This window comes from Streptomyces sp. NPDC043427 (assembly GCF_056436655.1).
Window position 1 is genome coordinate 44,844 of record NZ_JBWKCC010000030.1, and the last position, 13,763, is coordinate 58,606.

Genomic DNA, 13,763 nt, shown 5'->3' on the forward strand with positions numbered 1-13,763 from the left:
TCGTGCACGGCAAGCGTGAAAGCTGTAACCGCAGGAACACCCCACGTGCACGTGCATCTGCGCCTGCATCTGCACATGAACGGGGTTATGATCCGGGTCTGTTGACCATGGCACCAATGGCCACTCGAACCAGTGCACCACCGGGGAGCTACCTGTGGACCAGGACGTTGACGGGGGGTACGACGTGTACAACGGCATGACGGCGACACAGCTGCACGGGGTGGCCTGGCAGAAGAGCCGGCACAGCAACTCGCAGGGGTCCTGCGTGGAGTTCGCGAGGCTGCCCGGCGGAGACGTGGCCGTGCGCAACTCGCGGTTCCCCGACGGGCCGGCGCTCGTCTACACGCGGGCCGAGATCGAGGCCATGCTGCTCGGAATCAAGGACGGCGAGTTCGACCACCTGATCGCGGGCTGATCCGGATCCGCGTCAGGACAACGGTGTCGCACGGGAGAGTGTCACAGGCGCGGTAACGCGCGTAGAACCGCGGCGCCCGTATGCGCCGCGGTTGCTCATTCCGCGGGGGAGCGCAGATGGAACAGCGCCCACACGACCTTGCCGCTGAGCGTGCCGGCCAGCGGGTGCCAGCCCCAGCTGTCGCTGAAGGAGTCGACCAGGAACAGACCGCGGCCCGACTCCGCCGAGAAGTCGTCCGTGGCCCGCGCGACGGGGCTGTCGTGACTGGGGTCGCGCACCGCGCACACCAGCCGCTCGGTCCAGCGCATCAGGTGCAGCCGCACGGGCGGGCACTGCTCGGGCACCAGCGAGGCGGGCGTCGGCAGCGCGTGCCGGAGCGCGTTGGTGACGAGTTCGGAGACGACCAGGCACACGTCGTCGAAGCGGTCGCCGAAGTCCCACTGGTCGAGGGTTCTGCGCGTGAACTGCCGCGCGTCGCACACCGCTTCGTAGCGGGCGGGCAGGGCGCAGGAGGCGGCGCTGGACACGGCCGCGGGATCCAGCGGCGGAAGGCCCTGCCGTAACGGCTCGAGCATGGTCGATCCATTCGTCCCCATGCGAGGCACTCCCGGGAATTCGCGGTCGTTGCGAGCAGCGGTGGCGCGGGACCATGGTTTCGGATGCGCACAGCAGATGCAAGGGCAGATGCACGTGCACGTGACCGAAATGGACCTTCCCGTACCGCTTCTTTGCCATTTTTTCCGCCATCTTCACGTCTCCTGCTCGCCCCGTCCTTTCCCTCTCCTCGCTTCCTTCCGCCTCGTACCTTTGGTTTCTTCCCGTCTCTGTAATCGGACGAGTACTGCTCGGAGTGTTTTAGTGGCAGACTGCGGCCCCAAAGACGGTTGGGGAGGCTGGCGAACGTGAGCGCGGGAGAGCCCGGATCGGTGGTGCGGCGCATGCTGCTCGGCTCGCAACTCAGGCGGCTGCGTGAGGCACGGGGGATCACGCGTGAGGCTGCGGGGTACTCGATCCGTGCCTCGGAGTCGAAGATCAGCCGGATGGAGTTGGGCCGGGTGAGCTTCAAGACGAGGGACGTGGAAGATCTGCTGACGCTGTACGGCATCACGGACGAGGCGGAGCGCGCGGCGCTCGTCGGCCTCGCCCGCGAGGCCAACGTGGCGGGCTGGTGGCACAGTTACTCGGACGTCCTGCCGAACTGGTTCCCCACCTATGTCGGCCTGGAAGGCGCGGCCTCGCTGATCCGCGCCTACGAGGTGCAGTTCGTGCACGGGCTGCTGCAGACCGAGGCGTACGCCCACGCGGTCGTCAAGCGCGGCATGAAGGGCGCGAGCGCCGCCGACATCGACCGGCGGGTGGCGCTGCGCCTGGAGCGGCAGAAGTACCTCGTCTCCGAGAACGCCCCCGAGGTCCACGTCGTCCTGGACGAGGCCGCGCTGCGTAGGCCGTACGGCGACCGCGAGGTGATGCGCGGCCAGCTCCAGCACCTGATCGACTTCTCCCAGCGTCCCAACGTACGGCTGCAGATCATGCCGTTCAGCTTCGGCGGGCACTCCGGGGAGAGCGGTGCCTTCACCATCCTGAGCTTCCCGGAGTCCGACCTCTCGGACGTCGTCTACCTGGAGCAGCTCACCAGCGCCCTCTATCTCGACAAGCGCGAGGACGTCGGCCAGTACGAACAGGCACTCAAGGAGCTCCAGCAGGACAGCCCCGGTCCGGACGAGAGCCGGGACCTGCTGCGCGGGCTCCTGCAGCTGTCGTAGGGGCCTGTCGCAGGCGCCGTAGGGATAACCCTCGGTTTTCCTGTGTGCTTCTTGCGTTTCCCGAGGTGACGCCTCCAACTCACGTAAAACGTAAGTACGATGACGTGTGATCAGTATCTCGGGGCAAGGGATTGAGGGATCACATGTCGTCCTGCTTCAGCGACCTGGCCCAGCAGTTCATCGACGGTGAATGGCGTCCGGGTACCGGTTCCTGGGACATCATCGACTTCAATCCGTACGACGGCGAGAAGCTCGCCTCGATCACCATCGCCACCATCGACGAGGTGGACGAGGCGTACAAGTGCGCCGCTCGTAGCCAGAAGCACTGGTCCACGACCAATCCCTACACCCGCCGTGACATCTTCGACCGTGCCCTGCGGCTGCTCGAGGAGCGCGAGCAGGAGGTCCTCGACGCGATCATCGCCGAGCTCGGCGGTACGCATGTCAAGGCCCGCTTCGAGATCAACCTCGCCAAGGAGTTCCTGCGTGAGGCCGCCCATCTGACGCTGCGCTCCGAGGGCCGGATCCTGCCCTCCCCGGTCGAGGGCAAGGAGAACCGCCTCTATCGCGTGCCGGTCGGTGTCGTCGGCGTCATCAGCCCGTTCAACTCGCCGTTCCTGCTGTCGATCAAGCCGGTCGCCGCCGCCCTCGCCCTCGGCAACGCCGTCGTCCTCAAGCCGCACGAGGACAGCCCCATCGTCGGCGGCACCCTGATCGCGAAGCTCTTCGAGGACGCGGGCCTGCCGGCCGGTCTGCTCAACGTGGTCGTCACCGACATCGCCGAGATAGGCGACGCCTTCATCGAGCACCCGATCCCCAAGGTCATCACCTTCACCGGCTCCGACAAGGTCGGTCGGCACATCGCCACGGTCTGCGCCGCACAGCTCAAGCGCACGGTCCTCGAACTGGGCGGCAACAGCGCGCTGGTGGTCCTCGACGACGCCGACATCGACTACGCCGTCGACGCGGCCGTCTTCAGCCGCTACGTCGACCAGGGCCAGGTCTGCATGGCAGCGAACCGTGTCCTGGTGGACCGCTCGGTGGCGGCCGAGTTCACCGAGAAGTTCGTCGCCAAGGTCAGAACCCTCAAGACCGGAGACCCGCGCGACCCGCAGACGGTGATCGGCCCGGTCATCAACTCCCTCCAGGCCAACGCCATCTCCGCCGCCGTCGACCAGGCGGTCGCCGAGGGCGCCACCGTCCTCGTGCGCGGCACGACGACCGACAACATGGTGGAGCCGTCCGTCCTGACGGACGTGCCGTCCGACTCCTCGCTCCTGCACAAGGAGATCTTCGGCCCCGTCGCCCTCCTCGTCCCCTTCGACGGTGAGGAGGAGGCGATCCGCATCGTCAACGACACCCCCTACGGCCTCAGCGGCGCCGTCCACACGGCCGACGTGGAGCGGGGTGTCACCTTCGCCCAGCAGGTCGACACCGGCATGTTCCACGTGAACGACGGCACCATCCACGACGAGCCGCTGGTCCCCTTCGGCGGCGAGAAGAACTCCGGGATCGGCCGGCTGAACGGCGAGACCACGCTGGACGCGTTCACCACACTGCGGTGGATCTCGGTGCAGCACGGGCGGAGCGCGTTTCCCTTCTGAAGACCCCGGGGCACTTGAGGACAGAACCTGACCGCAAGGGTCCGTAACGTCATCGGTGTCAGGCGGCAGCAGCCGTAACACCCGATGAAAGGCGGCCGGTCATGGTCACTCACGTGCGAGCCGAGGCCCAGGGCGACGAGCGCGGAGCACTGCTCTCCTTCATTGCGGAGCAGCGTGGCGGCATCAGGCGGTCGGTGCTCGGCCTCACGGACGAGCAGGCTTGCTCGCGCCCCAGCGCCAGCGAGCTCTCCCTGGCTGGGCTGATCAAGCACGTCGCCGAGACGGAGCAGGGCTGGGTGGCCCGCGCCAAGGGGGAGGAGCCGGCCGTGCACCGGGACCAGTCGAACTGGCCCGAGTGCTTCGCGCTGGTCGACGGCGAGACGCTCGCGTCACAGCTGGACTACTGGGAGAAGGTGGCGGCGGAGACGGAGGCGTTCGCCCGCTCCGTGCCCAGCCTCGACGACAGCTTCCCGCTCCCGAAGGCTCCCTGGTTCCCGGAGGAGTCCGTCTCCGTGCGCTGGGTGCTCCTGCACCTGATCCGCGAGATCGCCCGGCACGCCGGCCACGCCGACATCATCCGGGAGTCGCTGGACGGGAAGACGGCGTTCGAGCTGGTGGCCCTGGCCGAGAACTGAGGTCATAACCTGGACCGCATGTCAGCGATCCGTCTCCTCGTGCTGGGCGCCGTGCGTCAGCACGGGCGGGCCCACGGCTACCAGGTCCGCAACGACCTGGAGTACTGGGGCGCGCACGAGTGGTCCAACGCCAAGCCCGGCTCGATCTACCACGCCCTGAAGCAGATGGCGAAACAGGGCCTGCTGCACGCCCACGAGATCGCGCCGTCCACGGCCGGCGGTCCGCCGCGCACCGAGTACGAGATCACCGGTAAGGGCACCGAGGAGTACTTCGCGCTGCTGCGCGACGCGCTGACCTCGTACGACCAGAAGATGGACGTCAAGTCGGCGGCCATCGGCTTCATCGTCGACCTGCCGCGCGGCGAGGCGATCGCGCTCCTGAAGGAGCGGACCCGGCGGATCGGCGAGTGGCGTTCCGCCGTCACCGAGCACTACGTCCCCGAGGAAGGCCCCGGGCAGCTCGGTCACATCGGGGAGATCATGAACCTCTGGGTCCACTCGGCCGACACCGAGTCCGAGTGGATCCAGGGGCTGATCGAGCGCATCGAGGGCGGCTCCTACACCTTCGCCGGCGAGGGCGAGCAGTTCGTCGGCATCCTCGCGGACGATCAACGCAACCCGTACGCGACGGGTGAGGCGCATCCCGAGGACGTCCGCTAATCAAGTTTGACGAATGCCGGTGACGCGGTTACGTTGGAGCTAGTAGTCAAGTTTGACTAGCTTCGGGCGGGGAGGAGTGGGGGCACGTGACCGACACGGCGATCACTGTCGAAAGCGCACGCAAGACGTACGGCACCACACACGCACTGGACGGGCTGGACCTCGCGGTAGCGCGCGGCACCGTGCACGGAGTGCTCGGCCCCAACGGGGCGGGCAAAACCACCCTGGTCCGCATCCTGTCCACCCTGCTGCGGCCCGACGCCGGCCGGATCGAGGTGGCCGGGCACGACGTGCTGACCAGAGCCCGCGAGGTCCGCTTCCGCATCGGACTCCTCGGCCAGCACGCGGCACTCGACGAGGAACTCGGCGGCCGCCAGAACCTGGAGCTGTTCGGCCGCCTGTACCACCTGGGCGCCCGCCACGCGCGCGTGCGGGCCGGTGAACTCCTGGAGCGCTTCGACCTGGCCGACACCGGCCGTAAGCCGGTGCGCTCCTACAGCGGAGGCATGCGGCGCCGCCTCGACCTCGCCGCCTCCCTGATCACCGAACCGGAGGTGCTCTTCCTGGACGAGCCGACGACCGGCCTCGACCCGCGCGGCCGCGCCGAGGTGTGGGAGTCGGTCCGCTCCCTGGTCGGCGGCGGCACCACGGTCCTGCTCACCACGCAGTACCTGGAGGAGGCCGACCAGCTCGCCGACCGTATCTCGGTCGTCGACCACGGCCGGGTCGTCGCCGACGGCACGCCGGCCGAGCTCAAGGCGCTGACCGGCGGAGACCGCATCGACGTCGTGCTGCGTGACCCGGGCCACCTGGGCGCGGCGGTCGCCTTGCTGCCGCTCCCGGCGTCGGAGGTCTCGGTGGACGCCGACCGCCGGCTGCTCAGCGCCCGCGTCACCGACCGCATGGCCGCGCTCACCGGCGTCGTGCGGGCCTTGGAGGAGGCCGGCATCGAGGCGGAGGACATCGCCCTGCGCCGCCCGACGCTGGACGAGGTGTTCCTGCACCTCACCGGCGGAGACAACCGAGGAGATCACCGAGTGAAGGAGGCAGCGTGAGCACGTACGCCCTGACCGACTCCTGGACGATGACCCGGCGCGAACTCGCCCACTGGGCACGTCAGCCCGTCCGGGTGGTCGTCGGTCTGCTCTTCTCCGTGATGCTGCTGCTGATGTTCGCCTATCTGATCGGCGGCGGCCGCGGTGTCACGGGCGACTACCTCGACTACCTCCTGCCCGGCATGCTCGCGTTCACCATGGCCTTCGGCCTGGAGAGCACGATGCTCGCCGTCACCCAGGACCTCAACAAGGGCGTCATCGACCGCTTCCGCTCGATGCCCATGGCCGACGGCGCAGTCCTGGTGGGCCGCGCGGCCGCCGACATGCTCCAGTCGGTGGTGGGGCTGGTCCTGCTGATCGGCGTCGCCGCCGCGCTCGGATGGCGCACCCACGGCGGACTCGGCGGCCTGCTCGGCGCCGTCGGCCTCCTGCTGCTGTTCCGGTTCGCGATGCTCTGGATCGGAATCCATCTGGGCCTGGTGGCGGGGAAACCGGAGCTGGTGCAGGCCGTCCAGATCCTCGTCTGGCCGGTCGGCTTCCTCTCCAACGCCCTCGCCACCCCCGAGTCCATGCCCGCCTGGCTGGGCACGGTCGTCGAGTGGAACCCGATGTCCCAGACGGCGACGGCCGTACGTGACCTCTTCGGCGCCCAGGGCGGCGAACCGGGGCATGTCTGGCCGGCGGTGCTCTGGCCGTTGGTACTGCTCGCGGTGTTCTTCCCGCTGGCGGTACGGAAGTTCGCGAACCTCGGGAAGTAATGCCCGTCAGTGGTGGAACCCCGTCGCCGCGCCCTTGTCCCGCGTCAGCGGACCCGGCTGCCGGCGCAGCTCCGGCACCAGACGGGTCAGGTCCTCCACGAACAGGTCGGCGAGGTCGGCCGAGAAGCCGTTGCGGCACACCACCCGCACCACGGACAGGTCCTCGCGGTTCGGCGGGAAGGTGTACGCGGGCACCAGCCAGCCCTTCTCGCGCAGCCGCCGGGACACGTCGAAGACGTCGTACGCCGTCACGTCGTCCGCGGTCGTGAAGGCGAAGACGGGCAGCTGGTCGCCCCGGGTGAGGAGCCGGAAGTGGCCGAGCGCCGCCACGCGCTCGGCGACGCTGCGGGCCACGTCCCGCGTGGACTGCTGCACGGCCCGGTAGCCCTCCCGGCCCAGCCGCAGGAACGTGTAGTACTGCGCGACGACCTGCGCGCCCGGCCGGGAGAAGTTGAGCGCGAAGGTCGGCATGTCACCGCCCAGGTAGTTGACGCGGAAGACGAGTTCCTCGGGCAGGGCATCCCCGTCGCGCCACAGGGCCCAGCCGACCCCGGGATAGACGAGCCCGTACTTGTGCCCCGAGGTGTTGATGGAGGCCACGCGCGGGAGGCGGAAGTCCCACACGAGGTCCTCGTCCAGGAAGGGCGCGACCATGGCGCCGGACGCGCCGTCGACATGCACCGGGACGTCGAGCCCGGTCCGCTCCAGGAGGGCGTCGAGGGCCGCGCAGAGGTCCGCGATCGGCTCGTACGACCCGTCGAAGGTGGAGCCGAGGATGCCGACGACCCCGATGGTGTTCTCGTCGCACATCTCGGCGGCGGCCTGCGGATCGAGGTGGAACCGGTCGCCCTCCATGGGCACCAGCCGGGCCTCCACCTCCCAGAAGGCGCAGAACTTGTCCCAGCAGACCTGGACGTTGACGCCCATGACGAGGTTCGGGCGCGCCCCCGGGTACCGGTCGGCGTTGCGCCGCGCCCAGCGCCGTTTCAGGGCCATCCCGGCGAGCATGCACGCCTCGCTCGACCCGGTCGTCGAACACCCCACGGCGGCCGAGGGGTCGGGCGCGTGCCAGAGGTCGGCGAGCATCGCCACACAGCGCCGCTCCAGTTCGGCGGTGCGCGGATACTCGTCCTTGTCGATCATGTTCTTGTCGCGGCACTCGGCCATGAGCATCCCGGCCTGGGGCTCCATCCAGGTGGTGACGAACGTGGCCAGGTTCAGCCGGGAGTTGCCGTCCAGCATCAGCTCGTCGTGCACGACCTGGTACGCCGTCGAGGGCGGGAGCGGTGTGTCGGGCAACCGGTGTTTGGGCGGTGCCTCGGTCATGCCGCCGACCGGGTTCGCCTCCCCGTGGAAGGGGTTGACGGACAGGGGGCGCTCGTCGGGCTTGTGGATGCCTTCGTGAAGGGGCATGGGTGTCTCTCCCTGGGTTCGGATGTCACATGACGGGCGTTCCGTCGTCGTGCAGCTGCATCTGCGGCCGCCCCGTCACCAGCAGCCAGGCCGGCAGCGAGGCGATGCAGAGCAGGGCGACGATCGCGGGCGAGGCGGTCAGCACGGCGGCCGCGAACAGGCTCAACCAGCCCTGCCGGGTGATCGCGAGGAGCACGCCGAGCACCGCCGACGCCACGCCCAGCGCGGGCGGCACATCGGGCACGAGGGCGTGGGCGCACAGGCCGAGGGCGGTGCCGACGAAGATGGCCGGGAAGATCCGTCCGCCCCGGAAGCCGCAGGACGCTGCGACGAGCAGCGCGGCCAGCTTCACCACCGCCATCGTCGCGAACTCTCCCGCCGACCAGCCCTCGGGATCGCGCGCCAGCTCCTCGACCTCGTCCAGCCCCTTGAAGAGCGTCAGATGCCCGCCCAGGGCGGCCAGCAGCCCCAGGACGAGTCCACCGGCCGGAAGCGCCAGCATCGGGTGGCGCAGCCGGGCGAAGGCGCCGTGGACGTAAGGGAAGGCGTAAACGACGCACAGGCCGAGCAGCGCGGCCACGGAGGCCACCACGAGGGCCGCCAGCACGTCGCCCCAGCCCGGCCGGTCGAAGGCGGGCAGGTGCAGGTCGAAGGAGGGATGTTCGAGCAGGTCGGCTGTGATGGCGCCCGCGGCCGCGGCCACGAGCGGCGCGAAGACGCTGTCCCACAGCGCTCCCCTCGCCGGTCGCCCGAACAGCGCCTCGGAGATGACCAGCGCCGCCGCCACCGGTGTGCCGAACAGCGCGCCGATCGTCGCCGCCTCCGCCAGGGCCACCCACAGCTCCCCGGGCGCCCGGGGCAGGAACCTGCGGCCCAGCCAGAACACGAGCCCGACGTTCACGGCGATGATCGGGTTCTCCGGGCCCAGGCTCGGCCCGCCCGCCAGCATCAGCGCGGCCGCCAGCAACAGCCCCGGCAGCACGGCGGGCGGGAGCACGGGGGCGTTCAGGCCGGTGGTGGCCGGGTCCGGACCCGCGTGTCCCGGGACCTTCCACACCACCAGGCCCACCAGGACGCCCGTCGAGGTGAGCATGATGAGCATCCACAGCACGGAGTACCGGCCTACACCCAGCGCGTCCGGCAAGGTCTCCCAGAGCACGTCCTGGAGCTCCTCGGCTCCCGCGCTCACCCCGATGAGGATCAGACTTGCCGCCACGCCCACCACGAGAGCGGGGAGGACCAACGGCAGCAGGGCGCGCGCCGGGGTCGCCGGGGCGGTGGGTGCCTGCTGCGCGGTGTCCTGGGCCACGAGCACACGATAAGCGGACAAAAGTGTCATATAGGGGCACAACATTCGGAGAGAAACGGGCTTGCACCTCACGTCACGTGAGGTCCCACCGTGGAGTGCGTACCGAGAAAGGAGCGGAAGTGAGCTACTCCGTGGGACAGGTCGCCGGTTTCGCCGGGGTCACGGTGCGCACCCTGCACCACTACGACGACATCGGCCTGCTCGTCCCGAGCGAGCGCAGCCACGCGGGCCACCGGCGCTACAGCGACGCCGACCTCGACCGGCTGCAGCAGATCCTGTTCTACCGGGAGCTCGGCTTCCCCCTCGACGAGGTCGCCGCCCTTCTCGACGACCCGGAAGCGGACCCGCGCGCGCACCTGCGCCGCCAGCACGAACTGCTGACCGCCCGGATCGAGAAGCTGCGCAAGATGGCGGCGGCCGTGGAACAGGCCATGGAGGCACGCAAGATGGGCATCAACCTGACGCCGGAGGAGCGGTTCGAGGTGTTCGGGGACAAGGACCCCGAGCAGTACGCCGAGGAGGCGGAGGCACGTTGGGGCGGCACCGAGGCGTACGCCGAGACACAGCGCCGCGCCGCCACCTACACCAAGGAGGACTGGACGCGTATCAAGGCCGAGGTCGAGGACTGGGAGCAGCGCTACGTCGCCCTGATGACCGCCGGTGAACCGGCGACCGGCGAGCACGCCATGGACCTGGCCGAGGAACACCGCCGGCACATCGGCATGTGGTACTTCGAGTGCCCCTACGAGATGCACCGGTCCTTCGCTGAGATGTACGTCGCCGACGAGCGTTTCAAGGCGTACTACGACTCCATGCGGCAAGGCCTCGCCGAGCACCTCAAGGAGGCGATCCTCGCCAACGCCGCCCGCCACAGCGCCTGAGGCGGTCGTGACCCGGGCGGGCTGCTGCCGTGTTCCCGGGGGGGGCTACTCCCGGGTCACGACCACCGCCGTCCCGTACGCGCACACCTCCGTGCCGACGTCCGCCGCCTCCGTCACATCGAAGCGGAACGCCAGCACGGCGTTGGCGCCACGCGCGCGTGCCTGCTCGATGAGCCGGGCCATGGCCTGGTTGCGGGTCTCGACGAGCGTCTTGGTGAGCCCCTTGAGCTCACCGCCGATCATCGACTTCAGACCGGCGCCGATCTGGCTCCCGAGGTGCCGCGAGCGCACGGTCAGTCCGAAGACCTCGCCGAGGACCTCCTGAATGCGGTGGCCGGGTACGTCGTTCGTGGTGACGACGAGCACGTCGGGCTGAGGGCCCTGGCCGCCGCCGTATTCTTCGATGCCCATGGTTCACAGCTTTGCCCCAGGGGCCACACACTGCATCCTGGGGAGCCCCTTGGAACCTGGGCCCCGACGGCTGCGTTGATACGTTTGGGCAGCCAGCCCCAGCCCGCACCCCCACAGCAGGAGCCACAACCCCGTGACCACGCTTGCGCTCGGCCCCGAGTGGATCAGTCCGGACTATCTGATCTCGACCTTCAGCCTGCCCGGCATCCTGCTGATCGTCTTCGCCGAGTCCGGGCTCTTCGCGTTCCTGCCCGGCGACTCCCTGCTGTTCACGGCGGGTCTCTTCGTGGCCCAGGGGCAGTACATCAGCCAGCCGTTGTGGCTGGTGTGCGCGCTGATCGTGTTCGCCGCCGTTCTCGGCGACCAAGTGGGCTACATGATCGGCAAGTTCTTCGGCCCCAAGCTCTTCAGCCGTCCCAACTCCAAGCTCTTCAAACAGGAGAATTTGGACAAGGCCCACGAGTTCATGGAGAAGTACGGCCCCAAGGCCATCGTGCTGGCCCGCTTCGTCCCCATCGTGCGCACCTTCGCCCCCATCGTGGCGGGCGCCGGCCGCATGAAGTACCGCACGTTCTTCGTCTACAACGTGATCGGCGGTGTCGCCTGGGGCACCGGCGTCACCCTTGCGGGCTACTGGCTCGGCCAGATCAAGCTCATCAGGACGAACGTCGAGGCGATCCTGGTCCTGATCGTGGTGATCTCCGTGGTGCCGATCGCCATCGAGTACCTGCGTGAGCGCTCCAAGAAGAAGAAGGCCGCCGCCGAGGCCCCTGCCGCCCCGCCCCAGCCCCAGGCCATGGACGACGCCACGACCCAGCTCCGCCGCATCCCCCCGGCCCACGAGGACCAGCAGCACTACGGCGACAACCAGAACAACGCCCAGTACGGCCAGCAGGGCCAGCAGGGCCAGTACGACGAGTACTACGGCCAGCAGCCCCAGCAACAGCAGCCCTACGCCCAGCAGTACCCGCAGAACTACCCCCCACAGCCCTACGGCGGCCAGCAGGGCCACCAGGGCCAGCAGCAGTACCCGTACGACAACCGGGGCTACTGAGACAGCCTCCCGCGCCCCTGCACCGCCGGGGGCCCGGGGAACTGCGTGACAAGCCGCAGACAACCCGTAGTCGCCGTCTCTCGGATCCGGCCGAGTTCCTGGGCGCCCGGCACTAAAACCCTCGCGTCCGCTTCGCGGCCCGTCGCTTCTCCGTCGACCCGATCCGCAGGAACAACCGGGAGATCTCCGACCCCAGGTTCACCCCGATCGCAATCGCCATCGCCAGCGCCGCCGCCTTGGACAGCGACACCAACCCCTCGTCGACCTGGTTCTGAGCGATCGACAGCAACCCGAAGTACGTCGCGGAACCGGGCAGCAGCGGCCCGATCGCCGCCGTCGTGTACGGCAGGGCGGACGCGAACCGGTACCGGGCCAGCAGCTGCCCGAACAGCCCGACAAGGCCCGCCGCGACGGCCGTGGAGGCGACCGGCGAGAGATCGCCCGCGTAGTACATCGCCCCGTAAACCGCCCAGGCGACACCCCCGTTGAGGGTCACCGCCAGCACGGTGGATCGTTCCTGCTGCAACAGCACCGCGAAGGTCAGCGACAGCAGCATCGACGCGCCGAGCTGCCAGTACGGCTCCTCGGGGATGTTGAGCGCCGCGTCCGGGTTCAGCTTGGCGCCCAGCTGCACGCCGAAGTACAGCATCACGAGCACCCCGACGACGATGCCCACGAAGAAGTACAGGACCTCCAGGAGCCGTGCGGAGGCGGTGATGTAGAAGCCCGTCAGACCGTCCTGCACGCCCGCGACCAGCGCCCGCCCGGGCAGCAGCGCGAAGAGCCCACCGGTGATGACCGCGGACGCCTTCACGTCGACGTGCGCCACGGTCAGCGCGACCCCGATCGCGGCCGGCGGCATCGCGGCCACCGTGAACTGGTAGAACTCCGGCAGTCCGCGCCCCGCGCACAGCCACGCCAGCCGGTCGCCGAGCATCGCGCCCAGCGCCGCGGCCACGAACACGACCAGGTCACCGCCGACGAGCACGGAGGCCGAGCCCGCGAGCAGCCCGCTCGCCAAGGTCAGCGCCCAGCCGGGATACGGGTGCCGGTTGCGGCGGATCTCCGCGAGCCGCCGGTAGGCCTCCTCCAGGGAGAGGTGGGTCTCCGCGTCGCTCAGGTCGTCGACGAGCTGGTAGACGGCCGCGAGGCGTGTGTAGTCGGTCCCGCGCCGACGCACGGTCCGCGACGCCGTCACCGGGTCCTCCACCAGGGACGGCTGGTACGAGATCGACAGCAGCGTGAAGGTGACGTTGGGCTCGCAGCGGTCAAGACCGTACGACCGGCAGACGGCGAACATCGCCGCTTCCACGTCCTCCGCGTTCTCCCCGCCCGCCAGCAGCAATTCGCCGATACGCAGGGTCAGGTCGAGCACGCGCGGGACCGCGGGACCGACCTCCTCCGGCTTCTGCACCAGCTCGAGCGCGGGCCGCTCCGCCACCGGCATGCGCAGCATCGTGCGCATCCGGTCCTGCCAGGGGAGGTCCTTGGTCAGGCTGACGATGGGAACACCGTTGGGCGGCGTGAACGCGGGTGGGGCGTGCCGGGCGCTGTAGGTGCGCGGCGGGCTGAACGCCGACCCCTCCGCCTCCGCCGCGGGCGCCTGCGGGACCTCGAGCCCGTCCGGCAGCGCGAACTCGGACGTGGTCTCGGACTCCCCGCCCCCGGTTCTGGGGACGGCGAGGCCGTCGGGGATGGCGAACTCCGATGTGATCTCGGCGTCGAACGAGCTCCTCGCCTCGTCCGACTGCGGCTTGCGGTACTCCGCCTCCGTCACTCCGTAACGCTCCCTGTACGACACGTCC

General features: G+C 69.4%; 14 protein-coding genes. 9 read left to right on the forward strand and 5 right to left on the reverse strand.

The window, feature by feature from the left end; genetic code table 11:
* Positions 1 to 196: 196 nt before the first annotated feature.
* Positions 197 to 415 carry a DUF397 domain-containing protein gene (locus AC067M_RS35125; RefSeq protein WP_051866585.1) on the forward strand — a complete coding sequence of 73 codons (219 nt, stop codon included), beginning with the start codon at positions 197 to 199 and terminating at the stop codon, positions 413 to 415.
* A 95-nt stretch (positions 416 to 510) separates the two neighbouring features.
* Here AC067M_RS35125 and AC067M_RS35130 read toward each other — a convergent pair whose 3' ends face one another.
* Positions 511 to 990 carry an ATP-binding protein gene (locus AC067M_RS35130; protein WP_478701089.1) on the reverse strand — a complete coding sequence of 160 codons (480 nt, stop codon included), beginning with the start codon at positions 988 to 990 and terminating at the stop codon, positions 511 to 513.
* A gap of 363 nt (positions 991 to 1,353) precedes the next feature.
* On the opposite strand from AC067M_RS35130, the gene AC067M_RS35135 reads away from it, so the two are divergent.
* The 6 genes from AC067M_RS35135 (at position 1,354) to AC067M_RS35160 (ending at position 6,890) form a co-directional block, all read left to right on the forward strand.
* A complete protein-coding gene (locus AC067M_RS35135) occupies positions 1,354 to 2,178 on the forward strand; it encodes a helix-turn-helix domain-containing protein (protein WP_393625177.1) in 825 nt (274 codons plus the stop codon).
* 143 nt (positions 2,179 to 2,321) lie between these two features.
* Positions 2,322 to 3,782, forward strand: a complete 1,461-nt coding sequence (locus AC067M_RS35140) for an aldehyde dehydrogenase family protein (protein WP_478701090.1) — start codon at positions 2,322 to 2,324, stop codon at positions 3,780 to 3,782.
* Between the two features lie 101 nt (positions 3,783 to 3,883).
* Positions 3,884 to 4,417: a DinB family protein gene (locus AC067M_RS35145; protein ID WP_478701091.1), complete on the forward strand. Its 534-nt coding sequence runs from the start codon at positions 3,884 to 3,886 to the stop codon at positions 4,415 to 4,417.
* A gap of 18 nt (positions 4,418 to 4,435) precedes the next feature.
* The gene (locus AC067M_RS35150) at positions 4,436 to 5,077 is read left to right on the forward strand and encodes a PadR family transcriptional regulator (protein WP_478701092.1); all 642 of its coding nucleotides are present in this window, start codon (positions 4,436 to 4,438) and stop codon (positions 5,075 to 5,077) included.
* 86 nt (positions 5,078 to 5,163) lie between these two features.
* Positions 5,164 to 6,132: an ATP-binding cassette domain-containing protein gene (locus tag AC067M_RS35155; protein WP_478701093.1), complete on the forward strand. Its 969-nt coding sequence runs from the start codon at positions 5,164 to 5,166 to the stop codon at positions 6,130 to 6,132.
* Positions 6,129 to 6,890 carry an ABC transporter permease gene (locus tag AC067M_RS35160; protein ID WP_478701094.1) on the forward strand — a complete coding sequence of 254 codons (762 nt, stop codon included), beginning with the start codon at positions 6,129 to 6,131 and terminating at the stop codon, positions 6,888 to 6,890. The genes AC067M_RS35155 and AC067M_RS35160 overlap by 4 nt, the downstream gene beginning before the upstream one ends.
* Before the next feature lie 6 nt (positions 6,891 to 6,896).
* Here the strand turns inward: AC067M_RS35160 and gad are convergent, their stop codons facing one another.
* Entirely contained in the window at positions 6,897 to 8,303 is a 1,407-nt protein-coding gene (gad, locus tag AC067M_RS35165) for a glutamate decarboxylase (RefSeq protein WP_478701095.1), read from the reverse strand.
* Between the two features lie 25 nt (positions 8,304 to 8,328).
* Positions 8,329 to 9,612 (reverse strand): ion channel protein, encoded by a 1,284-nt coding sequence (locus AC067M_RS35170; RefSeq protein WP_478701096.1) that lies wholly within the window; start codon positions 9,610 to 9,612, stop codon positions 8,329 to 8,331.
* Positions 9,613 to 9,731: 119 nt separating this feature from the next.
* Here AC067M_RS35170 and AC067M_RS35175 point away from each other — a divergent pair, with 119 nt between their 5' ends.
* Positions 9,732 to 10,493: a MerR family transcriptional regulator gene (locus tag AC067M_RS35175; RefSeq protein ID WP_478701097.1), complete on the forward strand. Its 762-nt coding sequence runs from the start codon at positions 9,732 to 9,734 to the stop codon at positions 10,491 to 10,493.
* A 45-nt stretch (positions 10,494 to 10,538) separates the two neighbouring features.
* Here the strand turns inward: AC067M_RS35175 and AC067M_RS35180 are convergent, their stop codons facing one another.
* Complete coding sequence (locus AC067M_RS35180; RefSeq protein WP_478701098.1) at positions 10,539 to 10,904, reverse strand: YbjQ family protein; 366 nt, start codon at positions 10,902 to 10,904, stop codon at positions 10,539 to 10,541.
* A gap of 133 nt (positions 10,905 to 11,037) precedes the next feature.
* Here AC067M_RS35180 and AC067M_RS35185 point away from each other — a divergent pair, with 133 nt between their 5' ends.
* Positions 11,038 to 11,958: a DedA family protein gene (locus AC067M_RS35185; RefSeq protein ID WP_478701099.1), complete on the forward strand. Its 921-nt coding sequence runs from the start codon at positions 11,038 to 11,040 to the stop codon at positions 11,956 to 11,958.
* Positions 11,959 to 12,070: 112 nt separating this feature from the next.
* On the opposite strand, the gene AC067M_RS35190 is transcribed toward AC067M_RS35185, so the two are convergent.
* Entirely contained in the window at positions 12,071 to 13,735 is a 1,665-nt protein-coding gene (locus AC067M_RS35190; RefSeq protein ID WP_478701100.1) for a threonine/serine exporter family protein, read from the reverse strand.
* Between the last annotated feature and the right edge of the window lie 28 nt (positions 13,736 to 13,763).

What these genes read in the sequence shown, in the direction of transcription:
- AC067M_RS35125 (WP_051866585.1), top strand. Translation starts at nt 197, where the DNA reads ATGACGGCGACACAGCTGCACGGGGTGGCCTGGCAGAAGAGCCGGCAC.
- AC067M_RS35130 (WP_478701089.1), bottom strand. Translation starts at nt 990, where the DNA reads ATGCTCGAGCCGTTACGGCAGGGCCTTCCGCCGCTGGATCCCGCGGCC.
- AC067M_RS35135 (WP_393625177.1), top strand. Translation starts at nt 1,354, where the DNA reads ATGCTGCTCGGCTCGCAACTCAGGCGGCTGCGTGAGGCACGGGGGATC.
- AC067M_RS35140 (WP_478701090.1), top strand. Translation starts at nt 2,322, where the DNA reads ATGTCGTCCTGCTTCAGCGACCTGGCCCAGCAGTTCATCGACGGTGAA.
- AC067M_RS35145 (WP_478701091.1), top strand. Translation starts at nt 3,884, where the DNA reads ATGGTCACTCACGTGCGAGCCGAGGCCCAGGGCGACGAGCGCGGAGCA.
- AC067M_RS35150 (WP_478701092.1), top strand. Translation starts at nt 4,436, where the DNA reads ATGTCAGCGATCCGTCTCCTCGTGCTGGGCGCCGTGCGTCAGCACGGG.
- gad (WP_478701095.1), bottom strand. Translation starts at nt 8,303, where the DNA reads ATGCCCCTTCACGAAGGCATCCACAAGCCCGACGAGCGCCCCCTGTCC.
- AC067M_RS35180 (WP_478701098.1), bottom strand. Translation starts at nt 10,904, where the DNA reads ATGGGCATCGAAGAATACGGCGGCGGCCAGGGCCCTCAGCCCGACGTG.